We start from the raw sequence: 17,054 nt of genomic DNA, 5'->3' as shown, positions 1-17,054 counted from the left end.
CGCATTTATATGGCGGTAACGGAAGCACCGCATAGTCTGACAGGGATCTGAACCTCGTTTTCTTATCAGGAGAACAGCGGTGCATGATTTATTTTTTTATGGCTGATTAACAGCTTACATTTTTCACACTTTAGTATTTCCGGGTGTGCGCCTGCGCATGTCCGGCGGTCAGTGGCGGATTGTGTCTGCATTCAGCGGATGTGTCACTGAAATAAAAACTGAAATCACGGTGACCCGGAAACCGAAAATTCCCGGATTGCTGTCTGATGACTCTGGTTTCATTCAATTGTGGAGGCGTTATGCAATTAACCCCGAGAGAAGTTGAAAAGCTGATGATATACACCCTGGCGGATGTCGCGCAGCGACGCCGTGACAGAGGGGTAAAACTGAACTACCCGGAAGCGGTCGCGATTATCACGGTAACAGCACTGGAAGGCGCCCGTGACGGCAAAACAGTGGAAGATGTGATGAAAGAAGCCGCTACTGTGCTGACCAAAGCCGATGTGATGGAAGGGGTGGATGATTTAATCCCGAATGTGCAGGTTGAGGCGATTTTCACAGACGGCAGCCGTCTGGTGACGGTTCATAACCCAATCAAATAAACGTACAGCAAAAAGGTGAGGTTCTGATTATGAGCAATACAAAACAACCCACGCCGTTAGGCGGAGTCATTTTTGCGGATACCCCGATTGAATTTAATACCGGTAAGCCGGAAACCAAAATTAAAGTCCGTAATACCGGGGATCGCCCGATTCAGATCGGTTCGCATTTTCACTTTTTTGAAGTGAACCATGCCCTGGAATTTGATCGTGAAGCGGCTTACGGCAAACGCCTGAATATTTCATCCACGACTGCCATCCGTTTTGAGCCGGGCGATGAAACTGAAGTTTCTCTTATTCCTTACGGCGGCAAACAGACAGTGTACGGGTTTAACAACCTGGTGGACGGCTGGGCCGGTAATAATGTGGCCATCAGCGAACGTCCGGCAAAAGCGATTGCCCTGAACGAGGCAATTGCCCGCGGTTTCAGCCATAAAGCAGAAGCGAAGAAGTAATTCTCCGTCCTGACACGATTTTCCGGCAGTGATGCACAGGCATCCTGAACGAAATAAGGAACACGTTATGCCACAGATTTCCAGACAAGAATATTGCGGCCTGTTCGGGCCGACCACCGGAGACAAAATCCGTCTTGGTGATACTGATCTCTATATCGAAATTGAAAAAGACTTACGCGGTTACGGTGAAGAATCTGTTTACGGCGGCGGGAAATCCCTCCGTGACGGGATGGGTGCGAACAACACACTGACCAGCGACAACGGCGTGCTCGACCTGGTGATCACCAACGTTACGATTCTGGATGCCAAATTAGGCGTCATCAAAGCGGACGTGGGTGTGAAGGACGGTAAAATTGTTGGTATCGGTAAGAGCGGTAACCCGAATCTCCAGGACGGTATCACCCCGGGAATGGTTGCCGGGGTATCGACTGATGCTATCTCCGGTGAGCATCTGATCCTGACAGCGGCGGGTATTGATACCCACATTCACCTGATTTCACCACAGCAGGCTTATGCGGCGCTGTCCAACGGTGTCACCACCTTCTTCGGCGGTGGTATCGGGCCGACAGACGGTACTAACGGGACAACCGTTACCGCCGGTCCGTGGAACATCCGCGCGATGCTGCGTTCACTGGAAGGTTTACCGGTTAACGTCGGTATGCTCGGTAAAGGTAACTCTTTTGCCCGCGATCCGCTGGTTGAACAGATCATTGCCGGTGTTGCCGGTCTGAAAGTCCACGAAGACTGGGGTGCAACCTCCAACGCCATCCGTCATGCCCTGCGTGTGGCAGATGATTATGATATCCAGGTTGCGGTACACACTGACAGTCTGAACGAAGGCGGGTATGTGGAAGATACCATCGAAGCCTTTGAAGGCCGTACTATCCATACTTACCACACCGAAGGTGCGGGCGGTGGTCATGCGCCGGACATCATCAAAGTGGTCAGCCAGCCGAACGTGCTGCCGAGCTCCACCAACCCGACACTGCCGTACGGTATCAACAGCCAGGCAGAACTGTTCGACATGATCATGGTATGTCACAACCTGAACCCGAATGTGCCGGCTGATGTCTCCTTCGCGGAAAGCCGTGTGCGTCCGGAAACCATTGCGGCAGAAAACGTGCTGCATGATATGGGGGCTATCTCCATGTTCTCCAGTGACTCCCAGGCAATGGGCCGTGTCGGTGAGAACTGGCTGCGTGTGATCCAGACGGCTAACGCCATGAAAGCGGCGCGCGGCAAACTGCCGGAAGATGCGGCGGGTAACGATAACTTCCGTGTTCTGCGTTACGTGGCAAAAATCACCATTAACCCGGCGATTGCCCAGGGTATCAGCCATGTTCTCGGCTCAGTCGAAGTCGGCAAAATGGCGGACCTGGTCCTGTGGGATCCGCGTTTCTTCGGCGCGAAACCAAAACTGGTTATCAAAGGCGGCATGATCAACTGGGCAGCGATGGGTGACCCTAACGCTTCCCTGCCGACACCGCAGCCGGTCTTCTATCGTCCGATGTTTGGTGCGATGGGTAAAACCCTGCAGGATACCTGTGTGACCTTCGTTTCCCAGGCAGCACTGGAAGATGGTGTGAAAGAGAAAGCCGGTCTGGAGCGCGAAGTTGTCGCGGTGCAGGGCATGCGCACCACCACCAAACGCGACCTGGTCCGTAACGGCGAAACCCCGGATATTGAAGTGGATCCGGAAACCTTCGCGGTGAAAGTTAACGGGGAACACGCGACCTGCCAGCCAATCTCGGTAGCGGCAATGAACCAGCGTTATTTCTTTGGTTAACAGAATCCGGGGCTGAGAGGTCCCGGGTTAACTGACTTCCCCGGCGGGTGTTGTTCAGCCCGCCGGGCATAACAAAAAGGTAATTCCATGATCCTCATTGAGCACATTCTCGGCAACGTCAGAAAAGATCAGGCGTGGGCTGATAAAGCGAACGACATGACGGTGGATATGCTGATCCTCGATCAGCGTGAAGCCCAGAAAAGCCGCTGCCGTAAACACACCCAAAACGGGCTGGATATCGGGATCGCGCTGGATCGCAACGTGCTGTTGTCTGACGGAGATGTGATCCACACCGATGACGCCGCCAATACCATGGTTGTTGTCCAGATCGATCTGCGTGATGTCATGGTTGTTGATCTTAAACGTCTTCAGGGCAGCACGCCGGAAGAGCAGATCCGCATCAGTTTTGAACTGGGCCATGCGCTCGGTAACCAGCACTGGAAAGCCGTTATCAAAGAAAACAAGGTGTATGTCCCGCTGACCGTCAGTGAAAAAGTGATGGAATCGGTGATGCGCACTCACGGTTTCGGCAATGATACGTTTGCTTTCGTCAAAGGCGAAACCATTCTGCCGATCCTGACCAACTCAGAATCCCGTCTGCTGTTCGGCGGCGCGGAAGAGACAGATACTCACGTGCATGTGGCACATAACCACGGGCACTCACATGCACACGGCCACGATCACGGGCACAGCCATGATCATGACCACAGTCACGACCACGGTCACAATCATGATCACCACCACGATCACGACCATGATCACAAACACTGACAGACCGGAACGGGAGAACGTGTGATGAAAGCGGCTGATCTTATCCGGATCATGCAGTTTGGTGATTCGGCACTTCCCGTCGGCGCCTTTACTTTCTCAAACGGTGTGGAATCGGCGATTCAGACGGGCGTGGTACATGATGCCGAAACCCTGAAAGGCTTTGTCCGCACCGCACTGAAGCAGGCGGCGAGCGGTGACGGTATTGCCGTTGTCGCGGCACACCGCGCAGTACTTGCCGGTGACAATGATGCCATTCTGCGGGTCGACCGGGCGGTGAATAACCGTAAACTGAATGAAGAAGCCCGCCTGATGGCGACACGGATGGGGAAAAAACTGGCGGAAATTTCCGTTCATATTTTTGACGATCCGCTCGTGGCCTGGTGGCTGGCACAAATCAAAAGCGGGGACACCCCGGGCACCCAGCCTGTCACTCAGGCTATTGTGATGGCGGTACAGGGTATCGGCGAGCGTGAAGTCGTGGTTATGCATCAGTACGGGATCGCAATGACGATCCTCAGCGCCGCCATGCGCCTGATGCGGATTACGCACTTTGAAACACAGCACATTTTATTTGAACTGAACAACGACATTGAAACCTTCTGCGATATCGCAGCCTGCGGCGACATTGAACAGATGTCTTCCTATGTGCCGGTGATCGACGTCCTTGCGGCAGTTCATACCAAATCTTTTGTCCGCCTGTTTATGAACTGACCGGCGGCTGACTTATTTTCCGGGAGTATACTGATGAAAAAAATGACACGGATCGGCATCGGCGGCCCTGTTGGCTCAGGCAAAACGGCGATTATCGAAGTGATCACTCCGATCCTGATTGAGCGCGGGATCAAGCCGTTAATCATCACCAATGACATCGTGACCACCGAAGATGCAAAACAGGTCAAACGTACCCTGAAAGGGATTCTCGACGAAGAGAAAATCCTCGGTGTTGAAACCGGTGCCTGCCCGCACACTGCTGTGCGCGAAGACCCGAGCATGAACATTGCTGCTGTGGAAGATATGGAAGAACGCTTCCCGGACAGTGATGTCATCATGATCGAAAGCGGCGGCGATAACCTGACGCTGACTTTCAGCCCGGCGCTTGCTGACTTCTACATCTACGTCATCGATGTGGCGGAAGGGGAAAAAATTCCGCGTAAAAACGGTCCGGGCCTGGTGCAGGCGGATATCCTGGTGATCAACAAAATCGACCTCGCCCCGTATGTCGGTGCCAGCCTGGAAGTTATGGAAAGTGACACCAAAGTGGTGCGCGGTAACCGTCCGTATGTCATGACCAACTGCAAAACCGGCGAAGGCGTGGTGGAGCTGGTGGATATGATCATGGATAAATTCCTGTTCACCCACCAGGCGGGAGCAAAAGCATGACACAACTGAGGGCTGAGATCGCGGGGACGCCGACACGTCTCCGGGCTCATCTCTTAGGGGAAAAGGCGCCGGAAATGGCGCCTTACCAGGATGAGCCAAAACAGATGCAAAGTGGTGCCATCGGGAAAAGCGGCTATCTGAAACTGCGGTTTGCCAAACGGGAATACCGCAGTGAAATGGTGGAAATGGAGCGCCGAGTGCCCTCTCTGGTGCAGCGCGCGCTGTACTGGGATGAAATGATGCCGCAAATGCCGTGTGTCACGATGATTTCCACCTCCGGCTGCCTGTTACAGGGCGACCGCCAGGCGCTGGATCTGATTGTGGAAGAAGGGGCGTGCGCCCATGTAACCACACAGTCCGCCACCAAAATTCACATGATGGAGGCGAACTACGCCACGCAGTACCAGAATGTGGTGGTGGAAGCAGGCGGTTATCTGGAGTTTATGCCGGATCCGATTATCCCGCACCGTAATGCCCGTTTTTTAACGGACACACAGATAACGATTGATCCGACGGCCACGATGATCTATTCCGAGATCCTGATGTCGGGACGGAAATATCACCATCCGGATGAACAGTTCGGTTTTGATATTTTTTCATCAAAGATCAGGGCGGAAGATAATGAGGGGAAAGAATTATTTGTTGAAAAATACATTCTGGAACCGAAAAAAGAAGCCCTGAATGTGGTCGGCGTGATGGGGGGATTTGATGTCTTCGGTAATGTGATTTTACTGACACCGAAAGAGCATCATGCCCGTATCCTCGAGCGCCTGGAAGCCCGTTATGACACGGATGAAGAGGTTGCATTCGGGGCAACGCAGTTGCCGAACGAATGTGGTCTGGTCTTCAAAGTGCTGGGAATCGACAGCCCGAAAACCAAAGAAGCTGTCCGTTATTTCTGGCAAATCGCCCGGGAAGAGATCCTCGGCATCACATTGCAAAAACCGTTCCTGTGGCGCTGATGCGCTGCAGGATAACACCGGTGGTTACTCAGGGGACTGGTTATTATCAGCATAATCAATCCCTTTATCCGGTTTACCTTCAGGGGAAAGACGATGGCAACTTCAACAGTCAGTCAGAACGGCTGGAATAAACTGGCCGGATCCAATCCTGTCATACACTTTATTGATATCACACTGCGCGGCTGTGCACAGGTGATGTTTCAGAACAACCCGCTGACCGGGCTGTTCTTTTTCGCCGCTATTTTTATTGGTGCATACAGTGAAGGCATTCCGGCAGTCGGCTGGGGCTGTTTGCTCGGTACCGTGGTATCCACGCTGACCGCGTATGTCAGCAAAATGGATGTCACCTCACTGCGTGCCGGGCTGTACGGTTATAACGGCTGTCTGGTCGGTGTGGCGCTGCCGACCTTTCTGAATAACACACCGTTTATGTGGGCGGCCATTGTGCTCGGCAGTATCGTGGCGGTGATCGCCACCATTTCACTGACCGATTTCCTGAAAAACTGGAAAGTGGCGGCGCTGACCGCGCCTTTCGTGCTGGTGACCTGGACTATCCTGCTGGCCAGCTACAGTTTCTTCGGTATCAAGGGCGTCAGCCTGCCGGGACCGGCACTGCCGGATCAGTATGTGGCTCCGATCGCCGGGATCCCGTATTCCGATCTGATCCCGGATATTTTCCGTGGAGTGTCAGAGGTCTTTCTGCTGAGCAGTATCACGGTGGGCATTCTGTTTGTGATCGGCCTGGCGGTCAGCTCGGTGTGGGCAGCGGTCTTTGCGGTGCTCGGCTCACTGCTGGCTTTTGGGGTGGCATCTTTCCTGAAAGCGGATTTCGGCAGTGTGCATACCGGGTTGTATTCCTTCAGCGCCGTGTTAACCGCGATCGCGCTGGGCTCCACATTTAACAAACCGAGCTTCAAAGTGCTGGTGTATACCGTTGTGGGGGTGATTTTCACGGTGTTTGTCCAGGGCGCGCTGGATGTGGTGGTCTCGCCGTTCGGCATTCCGACACTGACCATGCCGTTCGTTCTGGCTTCCTGGCTGTTCCTGGTACCGAATCAGGACATCATGCCGGAACACCGTCAGTAAAAGGGGAGAAATATGCAGACTAATCTGCTGAAAACCGGGTTACATGAATTACTGAGTCTGCGGGTGATCCTGTCGGTACTGCTGTTTATTGACGGGGTGATGATCCTGTCGCCGGTGCTGTTTTCCTATACCGGGGATATTGCCTGGCAGGACGGCGGTTTCACTGCGTGGTTACAGTCGCTCGGGTTTATCAAACTGCTGGATATTCCCCGCTTTATGCTGGGGTTACTGCTGGCACTGCTGGCGCTGCTGATGCTGACCGGCGCACGTATCGCCTGGCTGTTCTCCCTGTTTATCCTGCTTACAATGGTGCTGATGGATCTGGGGCTGGCCCGGGAATACTCGCTGCAGGGGCTGTTCTCGCTGGCGCTGCTGATTGCGGCCGGCTGTCTGTGGCGGCAGTTCCCGCATCACAGCCTGACCAGTGCCGGGGTGGTGGCGGTCAGCAGTATTATCCTGCTGGTGGTGTATTCCGTCTTCGGCACCCTGTATCTCGGTAATGAGTTCCAGCCGCATGTTACCGATATCTCGGCGGCGTTCTATTTTGCCCTGGTCTGTATGACCACCGTCGGCTTCGGGGACATCATTCCGATCAGTGTGGAAGCACGGATGTTTACCCTGACGGTGGTGGTGTTCGGTATCACGATTTTCACCACATCCATTGTGTACATTGTGGGTGTCGTCCTGCGCGGCACACGCGAGATTGTCAAAAAGAGGTTGTTACACATGAAAGAGCATTATGTTGTTATCGGCGCGAATCCGCTGGCGGTCAGTATTTATAAGGGACTGAAAAAACGCGGTTTGCAGGTGGTGGTGATCTGTTCTGATGAGGACAAAGCTCACTTCCCTGACGGCACCGTGACCGTTGCCGGTGACAGTGCGGATGCCGTAACCCTGAATGAAGCCAATGTGAAAGATGCCCGCTGTGTGATGGCTATCAGTGATAATGACGCGGATAACACCTTTGCACTGCTGGCGGTGAAACAGCTGGCCGGTGAAGGTGTGAAAACCGTGACCGTGGTGAATCAGGAAGAGAACCGCGACAAAATGCGCCTGCTGCATGCGGATATGACCTTTTCCCTGTCACAGCTCGGCAGTGAAGTGCTGATGAAAATGCTGTGCGGCGAGAACATCAATAATAGCGTCATGGCTGACATCTTATTAGCCAAAGCGCCATAAGCAGGGCCGGTTGTGAAGCATAAAGAAAAAAAAATAAATCTGAGCCACGGGATCACCCGGGCTCAGTCATTCTTTTATTCCCGGTTTAAACAGCTGCACGGCATCCGCATTGCGCTGGCATTTACACTGACGTTTCTGGTGTTCCGGGAATTACACAGTGATAAGCTCGATTATATCATCATGACACTTATCTCTATCCTGATGCCGATGCCGTACTGGGGAAATGTGCTGATCCGCTCGATGCAGCGCACCCTCGGCACCGTTATCGGCTCGCTGATAGGGATGCTGCTGTTGTACACGGAAACTCACTCCTTTCCGCTGATGCTGGCGCTGGCGACGATTGCGATGTTTGTCTGCGGTCTGATCGCGCTGGGTAAAAACATGTATGTCGGGATGCTGATCGGGATGACCATCAGTATCGTTGCCACCGCACCGGTCGGGGATATGGACTCCGCGCTTATTCGTTCGGCGCAGACCGTGGGCGGCTCGATTCTGGCACTGGTGTTCTCGGCGATCCTGCCGCTGAAAGGGTTTGTGTTCTGGCGGATGAATATCAGCACCATTCTGCGTGATATTGCCAGATTATATGATGAGCACATCATGAAACTGAGCAGTACCGACCCGGAGCGGTGGGATAATCAGCTGAAAGACACGTTATCCACATTGCTGACCTGCAATACTTATATTGCACCGGCTGTCAAAGAAACCCATGTGCCGGCGGCTACTTTTACAGCCATTCACGGGCGCATCCGGCGGCTGGTGGCGATTCTGGAACTGCTGACCGATACCTTCAGTAAAAACTACTTCGCTCACGCGCTGAACACCGAAAATCCCTACATTGTGCAACTGCAGAAAAGTAACAGTGAGATCATGAAACTGCTCTCTGACATCTTTGTGCAGGGGAAAGACGATGACACCATGGATAAGCTTCAGGCACTGCGTGCCAGCACACATGAGCTGCATCAGAAGATCAATGCACAGCCGGAAAGTAATTCGGCGGATGCCATGATGGTCGGAATGAGTGTGGAGGTTATCAAACTGCTGGATGAAGTGTGCGGACTGGTTCAGATTGACATTTTAAAGAAATGCGCATAAACACAGAAACATTGAAACAAACATGACGTAAGGTTTTTCTATGTTAAATGTGATCCTCAGCATTTCCGCAGGATCAGTACTCGGCGGCCTCGGCCGCTGGGTGTTGAGTAATAAATTCAACCCGGTGCTGGCAATGATGCCGCTGGGGACGTATCTCGCTAATATTATTGCCGGTTATATTATCGGGCTGGCAGTGGCGTTTTTCTCTTCTCACCCGACACTCCCGGCAGAATGGCGGCTGTTTATTGTCACCGGGTTCTGCGGCGCGTTATCGACATTCTCGACCTTTTCACTTGAGATTGTGCAGGCTTTCCAGGCCGGACGCATTCACCACGGTATGGCAGAGATCGCCCTGCATGTACTCAGCTCCCTGCTGATGACCTGGCTCGGCCTGCTGACCTGGCAGGTGTTGCAGCACCGGTAATTTGCTGAATATAAAAACAGAATCTGCAAATTCTGCCTGTTTTAATCCGGCATGTTTGCAGATTGTTTTAATACCGGAACCGGGAGTTCGTGTTTATTTTCCGGTGCCGGAACAACGTGTCCTTTTTCAATTGCTACCATCTTTTCCATGCTGCTGACCAGATTTTCAAAAAGTGTTTTATCCATACTTTATTTCACTCATCCTTTTTATCTTTCTTCCCCGGCTTCTCATCTTCATTTTTCAGATTAGCGGTCAGCAGATACAGGGATTGCTGCCAGCGGCTCGGGGTCAGCTGCAGCAGATTATTAGCCAGTACAAAACCGATGCCGAGAGCGAGAAGTAACATCACCCGCAGCAGATTGGTGGTGTTATCCACCTGAGTGGATTCCGTGGCCAGCCGGTGAGTATCGATGGTCAGGCGCAGAAAGCCTTTCGGGCCTTTTTTCCCGGGAATGGCGGCGACAATCTGATGATTAAAATAACTGCCGGCTTTTTGCCCGTCCAGCGCCAGCCGGTCGCGAACCGTAATACTCTCACCGTTACCGGCTATCTGCACCCCGTCATCCTGATATACTGTGGCATCGAGAATGCGGCTGTTGGTGGTCAGCTGCGCTAAATTTGCCGTAATTTGTTTCTTATTGAGCACTTTCCCGTTATCGTCTATAGCATCGGAAAGGTTAAACGCCACCTGTTGTGCCAGCGAATAGGCCAGTTCATTAAACTGATCCATTGACGACTGCTGGTGGACGCGGCTGAAATAAGACACACCCTGTAACAGACACACCATCAGGGCGAGACAAATCAGAATAATGGCTGTTTTATGCAGCCGGAATGTTAACTTCGTTTTGGCCATTGTTTATCCGTTTTTCCGTTGTCGCCACCATATTGCCAGAAGCGGAAATTTTTATCTGCTACCATCATGAATATTATCAGGGATTATAGGAGTATCTGTTGATGTCAACGAGTCTGACCTACTGTTATTTGCCGAATGAAATCCATAAGTGGCCGGGCCTTCCTCTTTCCCTGAGTGGTGATGAAGTGATGCCGCTGGACTACCGGGCGGGTGACAGCGGCTGGCTGCTGTACGGGCGCGGACTGGATAAGGCGCGGATCAGCGATTTCCAGCACCGGCTGGGTGCGGCTATTGTGGTGGTTTCGTCATGGCGGATCGATGACTATCAGGTGGTGCGGATCGCAGGCAGCCTGACCGGTCGCATCAAACGGGTGGCGGATGAGTTTCAGATGGATGTGGTGCCGCTGGGGAACATTCCGAAATTGCGCTCTCCCGGATTATTGATGATGGATATGGATTCCACCGCAATCCAAATCGAATGTATCGATGAAATTGCCCGGCTGGCGGGTGTCGGTGATGAAGTTGCGGAAGTGACAGAAAGAGCGATGCAGGGCGAGCTGGATTTCAGCGAAAGCCTGAAAGCGCGTGTCGGCCTGCTGGCCGGGGCGGATGCCGCCATTTTACAGCAGGTGCTGGATACGCTGCCGCTGATGCCGGGGCTGACCAGCCTGGTGCGCAAACTCCAGGCGATGGACTGGCATGTCGCGATTGCCTCCGGCGGATTTACTTTCTACGCCAATCATTTAAAAGATTCTCTGCGTCTGATCGCCGTCTATGCCAATCAGCTGGAAATTAAAGACGGCAAACTGACCGGCAAAGTCAAAGGTCCGGTGGTGGATGCCAAATACAAAGCACAGGCGCTGGTGAAACTGGCGGAATTTCTCAATATTCCTTTAGAGCAGACCGTGGCGATCGGTGATGGTGCTAATGACCTGAAAATGCTGAAAAAAGCCGGTCTCGGCATTGCCTTCCATGCCAAACCGAAAGTGTATGCACGGGCGAAAGTGGCCATCCGCCACGCCGATCTGATGGGGGTGATGTGTACCCTCAGCGGTGGTCTGAAACACGAAGAACGTTAATTTATCAGTTATTACGGGGTCACGAGTGGCAAAACCAGCAAAACGCGCCTTTGTCTGTAACGAGTGCGGGGCGGATTATCCCCGCTGGCAGGGGCAGTGTACCGCGTGTCAGGCGTGGAATACCATCACGGAAGTCCGGCTGGCTTCAGTCTCATCCTCTGCGGCACGCAATGATCGCCTCAGCGGTTATGCAGGGCAGAGCGGCGTCAGTAAAGTGCAGAAGCTGTCGGAAATCAGTCTTGAGGAACTGCCGCGTTTCTCCACCGGTTTCAAAGAATTTGACCGTGTGCTGGGCGGCGGTGTGGTACCGGGCAGCGCCATTCTGATCGGCGGTAACCCGGGCGCCGGGAAAAGTACCCTGCTGTTACAGACCATGTGCCAGCTTGCCGCACAGATGAAAACCCTGTATGTCACGGGGGAGGAATCCTTGCAGCAGGTAGCGATGCGGGCCCACCGCCTCGGGTTGCCGATGGATAACCTCAATATGCTGTCGGAAACGGCGATTGAGCAGATTTGCCTGATCGCAGAGCAGGAACAGCCGAAGCTGATGGTGATTGACTCCATCCAGGTGATGCACATGGCGGATATTCAGTCTTCGCCGGGCAGTGTGGCGCAGGTGCGCGAAACCGCCGCCTATCTGACCCGCTTTGCCAAAACCCGGGGTGTGGCGATCATTATGGTCGGCCACGTCACCAAAGACGGCTCTCTGGCAGGGCCGAAAGTACTCGAACACTGTATTGACTGCTCGGTCATGCTCGACGGCGAGGCCGATTCCCGTTTCCGCACACTGCGCAGCCATAAAAACCGCTTTGGTGCGGTGAATGAGCTGGGCGTGTTTGCCATGACGGAGCAGGGGCTGCGCGAGGTGAGCAACCCGTCAGCCATTTTCCTGAGCCGCGGGGATGAAATCACGTCCGGCAGTTCGGTGATGGTGGTCTGGGAAGGCACACGTCCGCTGCTGGTGGAAATCCAGGCGCTGGTGGATCATTCGATGATGTCGAACCCGCGCCGTGTGGCGGTCGGGCTGGAGCAAAACCGGCTGGCGATCCTGCTGGCGGTACTGCATCGTCACGGCGGATTGCAGATGTCGGATCAGGATGTGTTCGTCAACGTGGTCGGCGGGGTGAAAGTGACCGAAACCAGTGCGGATCTGGCATTGCTGCTCTCGCTGGTGTCCAGTTTCCGTGACCGGCCGATCCCGCGTGATGTGGTGATCTTCGGCGAAGTCGGGCTGGCGGGGGAGATCCGTCCGGTGCCGAGCGGTCAGGAGCGGATCTCGGAAGCAGCCAAACACGGCTTTAAGCGGGCGATTGTGCCGAATGCCAACCGCCCGAAAAATCCGCCGCCGGGTATGCAGGTGTTCGGGGTGAAAAAACTGTCAGATGCCCTGTCTGTACTGGATGAACTGGAATAAGTGAGGCAGAGAATGACCGATTTTTCCTATCTGAAACAAGCCATTAAGCAGGCAGGTGTCACACTCCAGCAACTGGCGGATCAGTGCGGGGTGACCAAAGGGTATCTCAGCCAGCTGATCAACAACAAAATCAAAAGCCCCGGCGGTCAGAAACTGGCCAGTCTGCACAGTGCGCTGGGTCTGGATTATCCGCTGAAGAAAAAGAGCGTCGGAGTGGTGTTCGGAAAGTTTTATCCGCTGCATACCGGGCATATTTACCTGATCCAGCGGGCGTGCAGTCAGGTGGATGAGCTGCATGTGATCCTCTGTCACGATGAACCGCGTGATAAGGCGCTGTTTATCAACAGTTCGATGTCACAGCAGCCGACCGTCAGTGATCGCCTGCGCTGGCTTCTGCAAACCTTTAAGTATCAGAAAAATATCCGCATTCACTCATTTGATGAACACGCTTATGATCCGTATCCGCACGGCTGGGAGCACTGGAGTCAGGGCGTGTGTCAGTTTATGCGGGAAAAAGGGATCTCACCGGATTTTATCTATTCAGGCGAAAAAGCGGATGTGCCGCGCTACCGTGAATCGTTCGGCATTGAAACGGTGCTTATCGACCCGGAGCGTACCTTTATGAATATCAGTGGACGGCAGATCCGTCAGGCACCGTTCCGCTACTGGGACTATATTCCGACAGAGGTCAAACCCTTCTTTGTGCGGACGGTGGCGGTGCTCGGCGGGGAGTCCAGCGGCAAATCCACCCTCGTCAATAAACTGGCGAATATGTTCAATACCACCAGTGCATGGGAATACGGACGCGATTATGTGTTTTCCCACCTGGGCGGTGATGAAATGGCACTGCAATATTCCGACTACGACAAAATCGCACTGGGGCATGCTCAGTATATTGATTTTGCAGTGAAATATGCCAATAAAGTTGCCTTTGTGGATACCGATTTTGTCACGACCCAGGCTTTCTGCAAACGGTATGAGGGTAAAGAGCATCCGTTTGTGCAGGCGCTGATTGCGGAATACCGCTTTGACCTGGTGATCCTGCTGGAAAATAATACACCGTGGGTGGCAGACGGACTGCGCAGCCTCGGCAGTGACAATGACCGCAAAGCGTTTCAGGATCTGCTGATCGATATGCTGCGGGAAAACGGCATTAAGTTTGTCCATGTGACATCGGCAGATTACGACACCCGTTTTCTTGAGTGCGTCGGGCTGGTTCAGCGTCTGCTGATGCTGGATGCCCCTGAAATTCGTGACGGGGATCAGCAAAAATAAAGAATGTTGTGAGAATCGGAAAATAATCGGGTAGTTTCCGTGAGAAATTATTTTTCTCTTCTATACTGAAAGAACAAGGACAACACACAGCGTCCGGCAGAATTCAGGGCAACAAAGGGAGGAACGATGAAGAGTAAAGGATCCCTTTACTGATGGTGTTAACTGATTGATAGTTTGTCAGTTTTAAGTGTTATGAAAGCGGTAAACAGGAAGTAGTCAGTCAGCTTCGGTTGTACCTTAAGTACCAGGTTCAATGCAATACCCATAACAAAAGACACTCTTTTATCCATCCAACCAAAAAATGCCGCGTGGTTCCTCACTACGCGGCATTTTCAATAATGGTACCGGCAGGCAGCTACTTCAACTCCCTGGTTAGTAACACGGTAAACCAGCCGGTGTTCTTCCGTTATCCGCCGTGACCACCAGCCGGAAAGGTTATTTTTCAGTGGTTCCGGTTTTCCGATGCCTGTGAAAGGTGTTCTCTGTGCGGTTTTAATTAGTTCATTGATACGTCTGAGCGTTTTTTTATCTGTTTTTTGCCAGTACGGATAGTCTTCCCATGCCTGAGACGAAAACGTCAATGTCATTCATTGATTTCCTTTTTGAGCCCCTTTCCGGCATTTAATTCATCAATGGAATCCATTAAACGCCGTGCGTTATTCGGCGAACGCATCAGATAGGCGGTCTCTTTCAGAGACTGGTATTCATCAAGTGATAATAATACGCATGCAGTACCTTTCTGCCGTGTGATTAAAATAGGGATACGGTCATCCACTGTTTCATTCATCGCAGCGGTGAGATTTTGGCGTACTTCACTGTATGTTAATGTTTTCATATTGATTTCTCATGTACGAATTCTGTACAGTGAGAGTATAGCTTACCGGTCTTTCAGGTATAAGTTATTGTACAATGTGTGCGGGGATACAAAAAAGCCGCGTCATTTTCATTACGCGGCATTTTCCGTTATATGACCTATTTGGTCATACGTTTGTACTTGATGCGGTGTGGCTCCAGTGCGGCCTCGCCGAGAGTCCGTTTCTTGTAATCTTCATATTCACTGAAGTTACCTTCGAAGAACTCCACTTTGCCCTCATCCTGATAGTCGATGATATGGGTGGCGATACGGTCAAGGAACCAGCGGTCATGGGAAATGACCATGGCGCAGCCCGGGAATTCCAGCAGGGCGTTTTCCAGTGCGCGCAGGGTTTCGATATCCAGGTCGTTGGTCGGTTCATCGAGCAGCAGCATGTTGCCGCCGACCTGCAGCAGTTTCGCCAGATGCAGACGACCGCGCTCACCACCGGATAACTCACCGACACGTTTGCCCTGGTCAACGCCTTTGAAGTTAAAGCGTCCGACATAAGCACGGCTCGGGATCTCAGTGGTGCCGATACGCATGATATCCTGCCCGCCGGACACTTCTTCCCAGACGGTTTTCTTATCATCCATGGCATCACGAAACTGATCAACAGACGCGATAGTCACGGTATCACCGAGAGTGATAGTACCGGAATCCGGCTGTTCTTTGCCGCTGATCATGCGGAACAGGGTGGATTTACCCGCACCGTTCGGCCCGATAATCCCGACAATCGCCCCTTTCGGCAGGGAGAAACTCAGGTTATCGATCAGGGTGCGGCCATCGTAGGATTTGGTCAGGTTTTCCACTTCCAGTACTTTGTCACCCAGACGCGGACCAGGCGGAATAAAGAGTTCGTTGGTCTCGTTACGTTTCTGGTACTCGACGCTGTTCAGTTCCTCAAAGCGGGCCAGACGGGCTTTGCCTTTGGACTGACGGCCTTTCGGATTCTGACGGATCCACTCCAGCTCTTTCTCGATAGACTTGCGGCGGGCCGCTTCAGAAGAGGCTTCCTGTGCCAGACGGGCATCTTTCTGCTCCAGCCAGCTGGAGTAGTTCCCTTCCCACGGAATACCTTCACCGCGGTCAAGTTCGAGGATCCAGCCGGCGACGTTATCAAGGAAGTAACGGTCATGGGTGATCGCCACAACGGTGCCCTCGTAGTCGTGCAGGAAGCGTTCCAGCCAGGCGACCGATTCCGCATCCAGGTGGTTGGTCGGTTCGTCGAGCAGCAGCATGTCCGGTTTTTCCAGCAGCAGGCGGCAGATAGCCACACGGCGGCGCTCACCCCCGGACAGATTACCGATTTTTGCATCCCAGGCCGGTAAACGCAGGGCATCTGCCGCACGTTCCAGCTGGTTATCCAGGTTATGACCGTCATGAGACTGGATAATCGCTTCCAGTTCACCCTGCTCTTTGGCGAGTTTGTCAAAATCCGCATCCGGATCGGCGTACAGCGCGTACACTTCATCCAGACGGGTCAGGGCTTGTTTTACTTCAGCAACGGCTTCTTCAACCGCTTCGCGGACAGTGTGTTCCGGATTCAGTTTCGGTTCCTGCGGCAGATAGCCGATGTTCAGGCCGGGCTGCGGACGTGCTTCACCCTCAATGTCGGTATCCACACCAGCCATGATGCGCAGCAGGGTTGATTTACCGGCACCATTCAGGCCGAGAACACCGATTTTGGCGCCCGGGAAGAAACTCAGAGAGATATTTTTCAGTATATGACGCTTCGGCGGCACAATTTTGCCGACACGGTGCATCGAATAAACGTATTGAGCCAATGTAGTATACCTTTTGAAAAATAAGAAAATTATTTAACAACTTTTCGTTTATGGGG

Annotated in this window: 19 protein-coding genes; 14 read left to right on the top strand and 5 right to left on the bottom strand. The window is 52.9% G+C overall.

Annotated features, from left to right (window positions below):
- Nucleotides 1-299: 299 nt before the first annotated feature.
- From ACF8OF_RS04005 to crcB, 11 genes are all read left to right on the top strand, one after another.
- Nucleotides 300-602, top strand: coding sequence for an urease subunit gamma (locus tag ACF8OF_RS04005; protein ID WP_025153862.1), 303 nt, complete (start codon nucleotides 300-302; stop codon nucleotides 600-602).
- A gap of 29 nt (nucleotides 603-631) precedes the next feature.
- Nucleotides 632-1,054, top strand: coding sequence for an urease subunit beta (locus tag ACF8OF_RS04000; protein WP_080948011.1), 423 nt, complete (start codon nucleotides 632-634; stop codon nucleotides 1,052-1,054).
- Nucleotides 1,055-1,121: 67 nt separating this feature from the next.
- Complete coding sequence (locus ACF8OF_RS03995; RefSeq protein WP_004237084.1) at nucleotides 1,122-2,840, top strand: urease subunit alpha; 1,719 nt, start codon at nucleotides 1,122-1,124, stop codon at nucleotides 2,838-2,840.
- Nucleotides 2,841-2,927: 87 nt separating this feature from the next.
- Complete coding sequence (gene ureE, locus ACF8OF_RS03990) at nucleotides 2,928-3,611, top strand: urease accessory protein UreE (RefSeq protein ID WP_279797455.1); 684 nt, start codon at nucleotides 2,928-2,930, stop codon at nucleotides 3,609-3,611.
- Between the two features lie 24 nt (nucleotides 3,612-3,635).
- Nucleotides 3,636-4,322 carry an urease accessory protein UreF gene (locus tag ACF8OF_RS03985; RefSeq protein ID WP_004237086.1) on the top strand — a complete coding sequence of 229 codons (687 nt, stop codon included), beginning with the start codon at nucleotides 3,636-3,638 and terminating at the stop codon, nucleotides 4,320-4,322.
- Between the two features lie 33 nt (nucleotides 4,323-4,355).
- The gene (ureG, locus tag ACF8OF_RS03980; RefSeq protein WP_004237089.1) at nucleotides 4,356-4,991 is read left to right on the top strand and encodes an urease accessory protein UreG; all 636 of its coding nucleotides are present in this window, start codon (nucleotides 4,356-4,358) and stop codon (nucleotides 4,989-4,991) included.
- The gene (locus tag ACF8OF_RS03975) at nucleotides 4,988-5,953 is read left to right on the top strand and encodes an urease accessory protein UreD (RefSeq protein WP_025153858.1); all 966 of its coding nucleotides are present in this window, start codon (nucleotides 4,988-4,990) and stop codon (nucleotides 5,951-5,953) included. The genes ureG and ACF8OF_RS03975 overlap by 4 nt, the downstream gene beginning before the upstream one ends.
- 93 nt (nucleotides 5,954-6,046) lie before the next feature.
- Complete coding sequence (gene yut / locus ACF8OF_RS03970; protein ID WP_025153857.1) at nucleotides 6,047-7,039, top strand: urea transporter; 993 nt, start codon at nucleotides 6,047-6,049, stop codon at nucleotides 7,037-7,039.
- A gap of 12 nt (nucleotides 7,040-7,051) precedes the next feature.
- Nucleotides 7,052-8,218 carry an NAD-binding protein gene (locus tag ACF8OF_RS03965; protein WP_025153856.1) on the top strand — a complete coding sequence of 389 codons (1,167 nt, stop codon included), beginning with the start codon at nucleotides 7,052-7,054 and terminating at the stop codon, nucleotides 8,216-8,218.
- Nucleotides 8,219-8,230: 12 nt separating this feature from the next.
- On the top strand, nucleotides 8,231-9,313 hold the full coding sequence (locus tag ACF8OF_RS03960) for an FUSC family protein (protein WP_262859024.1): 1,083 nt from the start codon (nucleotides 8,231-8,233) through the stop codon (nucleotides 9,311-9,313).
- A 40-nt stretch (nucleotides 9,314-9,353) separates the two neighbouring features.
- On the top strand, nucleotides 9,354-9,737 hold the full coding sequence (gene crcB, locus ACF8OF_RS03955) for a fluoride efflux transporter CrcB (RefSeq protein WP_004237097.1): 384 nt from the start codon (nucleotides 9,354-9,356) through the stop codon (nucleotides 9,735-9,737).
- Between the two features lie 41 nt (nucleotides 9,738-9,778).
- Here the strand turns inward: crcB and ACF8OF_RS03950 are convergent, their stop codons facing one another.
- Both ACF8OF_RS03950 and ACF8OF_RS03945 read right to left on the bottom strand, forming a co-directional pair.
- Entirely contained in the window at nucleotides 9,779-9,922 is a 144-nt protein-coding gene (locus ACF8OF_RS03950) for a hypothetical protein (RefSeq protein WP_392495780.1), read from the bottom strand.
- A gap of 8 nt (nucleotides 9,923-9,930) precedes the next feature.
- A complete protein-coding gene (locus ACF8OF_RS03945; RefSeq protein WP_262882638.1) occupies nucleotides 9,931-10,590 on the bottom strand; it encodes a YtjB family periplasmic protein in 660 nt (219 codons plus the stop codon).
- Between the two features lie 101 nt (nucleotides 10,591-10,691).
- On the opposite strand from ACF8OF_RS03945, the gene serB reads away from it, so the two are divergent.
- The 3 genes from serB to nadR are packed head-to-tail and all read left to right on the top strand — an operon-like array spanning nucleotide 10,692 to nucleotide 14,358.
- Nucleotides 10,692-11,669 (top strand): phosphoserine phosphatase, encoded by a 978-nt coding sequence (gene serB, locus ACF8OF_RS03940; RefSeq protein WP_004242106.1) that lies wholly within the window; start codon nucleotides 10,692-10,694, stop codon nucleotides 11,667-11,669.
- Between the two features lie 25 nt (nucleotides 11,670-11,694).
- Nucleotides 11,695-13,083, top strand: coding sequence for a DNA repair protein RadA (radA, locus tag ACF8OF_RS03935; protein ID WP_015422438.1), 1,389 nt, complete (start codon nucleotides 11,695-11,697; stop codon nucleotides 13,081-13,083).
- Between the two features lie 12 nt (nucleotides 13,084-13,095).
- Nucleotides 13,096-14,358 (top strand): multifunctional transcriptional regulator/nicotinamide-nucleotide adenylyltransferase/ribosylnicotinamide kinase NadR, encoded by a 1,263-nt coding sequence (nadR, locus tag ACF8OF_RS03930; RefSeq protein WP_262859019.1) that lies wholly within the window; start codon nucleotides 13,096-13,098, stop codon nucleotides 14,356-14,358.
- Nucleotides 14,359-14,690: 332 nt separating this feature from the next.
- Here nadR and ACF8OF_RS03925 read toward each other — a convergent pair whose 3' ends face one another.
- The 3 genes from ACF8OF_RS03925 to ettA all read right to left on the bottom strand — a co-directional run bounded on the left by ACF8OF_RS03925 (nucleotide 14,691) and on the right by ettA (nucleotide 16,998).
- A complete protein-coding gene (locus ACF8OF_RS03925; RefSeq protein ID WP_392495779.1) occupies nucleotides 14,691-14,945 on the bottom strand; it encodes a Txe/YoeB family addiction module toxin in 255 nt (84 codons plus the stop codon).
- On the bottom strand, nucleotides 14,942-15,193 hold the full coding sequence (gene yefM, locus ACF8OF_RS03920) for a YoeB-YefM toxin-antitoxin system antitoxin YefM (RefSeq protein ID WP_392495778.1): 252 nt from the start codon (nucleotides 15,191-15,193) through the stop codon (nucleotides 14,942-14,944). The genes ACF8OF_RS03925 and yefM overlap by 4 nt, the downstream gene beginning before the upstream one ends.
- A 137-nt stretch (nucleotides 15,194-15,330) precedes the next feature.
- The gene (gene ettA / locus ACF8OF_RS03915) at nucleotides 15,331-16,998 is read right to left on the bottom strand and encodes an energy-dependent translational throttle protein EttA (RefSeq protein WP_262859018.1); all 1,668 of its coding nucleotides are present in this window, start codon (nucleotides 16,996-16,998) and stop codon (nucleotides 15,331-15,333) included.
- Between the last annotated feature and the right edge of the window lie 56 nt (nucleotides 16,999-17,054).

This window comes from Morganella sp. TYF_1, assembly GCF_043105645.1.
Lineage (GTDB): Bacteria > Pseudomonadota > Gammaproteobacteria > Enterobacterales > Enterobacteriaceae > Morganella > Morganella morganii_B.
Note: the sequence above shows the minus strand (reverse complement) of the source record. Positions and strands in the feature narration are given on the sequence as shown.

Bases quoted from the DNA above. Each gene is read 5' to 3' on its own strand.
- ACF8OF_RS03965 (WP_025153856.1), top strand. From the start codon at position 7,052: ATGCAGACTAATCTGCTGAAAACCGGGTTACATGAATTACTGAGTCTG.
- ACF8OF_RS03975 (WP_025153858.1), top strand. From the start codon at position 4,988: ATGACACAACTGAGGGCTGAGATCGCGGGGACGCCGACACGTCTCCGG.
- yut (WP_025153857.1), top strand. From the start codon at position 6,047: ATGGCAACTTCAACAGTCAGTCAGAACGGCTGGAATAAACTGGCCGGA.
- ACF8OF_RS03985 (WP_004237086.1), top strand. From the start codon at position 3,636: ATGAAAGCGGCTGATCTTATCCGGATCATGCAGTTTGGTGATTCGGCA.
- crcB (WP_004237097.1), top strand. From the start codon at position 9,354: ATGTTAAATGTGATCCTCAGCATTTCCGCAGGATCAGTACTCGGCGGC.
- ACF8OF_RS03925 (WP_392495779.1), bottom strand. From the start codon at position 14,945: ATGACATTGACGTTTTCGTCTCAGGCATGGGAAGACTATCCGTACTGG.
- ACF8OF_RS03950 (WP_392495780.1), bottom strand. From the start codon at position 9,922: ATGGATAAAACACTTTTTGAAAATCTGGTCAGCAGCATGGAAAAGATG.
- ACF8OF_RS04005 (WP_025153862.1), top strand. From the start codon at position 300: ATGCAATTAACCCCGAGAGAAGTTGAAAAGCTGATGATATACACCCTG.
- ACF8OF_RS04000 (WP_080948011.1), top strand. From the start codon at position 632: ATGAGCAATACAAAACAACCCACGCCGTTAGGCGGAGTCATTTTTGCG.
- ACF8OF_RS03995 (WP_004237084.1), top strand. From the start codon at position 1,122: ATGCCACAGATTTCCAGACAAGAATATTGCGGCCTGTTCGGGCCGACC.
- ureE (WP_279797455.1), top strand. From the start codon at position 2,928: ATGATCCTCATTGAGCACATTCTCGGCAACGTCAGAAAAGATCAGGCG.
- ureG (WP_004237089.1), top strand. From the start codon at position 4,356: ATGAAAAAAATGACACGGATCGGCATCGGCGGCCCTGTTGGCTCAGGC.
- yefM (WP_392495778.1), bottom strand. From the start codon at position 15,193: ATGAAAACATTAACATACAGTGAAGTACGCCAAAATCTCACCGCTGCG.
- ACF8OF_RS03945 (WP_262882638.1), bottom strand. From the start codon at position 10,590: ATGGCCAAAACGAAGTTAACATTCCGGCTGCATAAAACAGCCATTATT.
- nadR (WP_262859019.1), top strand. From the start codon at position 13,096: ATGACCGATTTTTCCTATCTGAAACAAGCCATTAAGCAGGCAGGTGTC.
- serB (WP_004242106.1), top strand. From the start codon at position 10,692: ATGTCAACGAGTCTGACCTACTGTTATTTGCCGAATGAAATCCATAAG.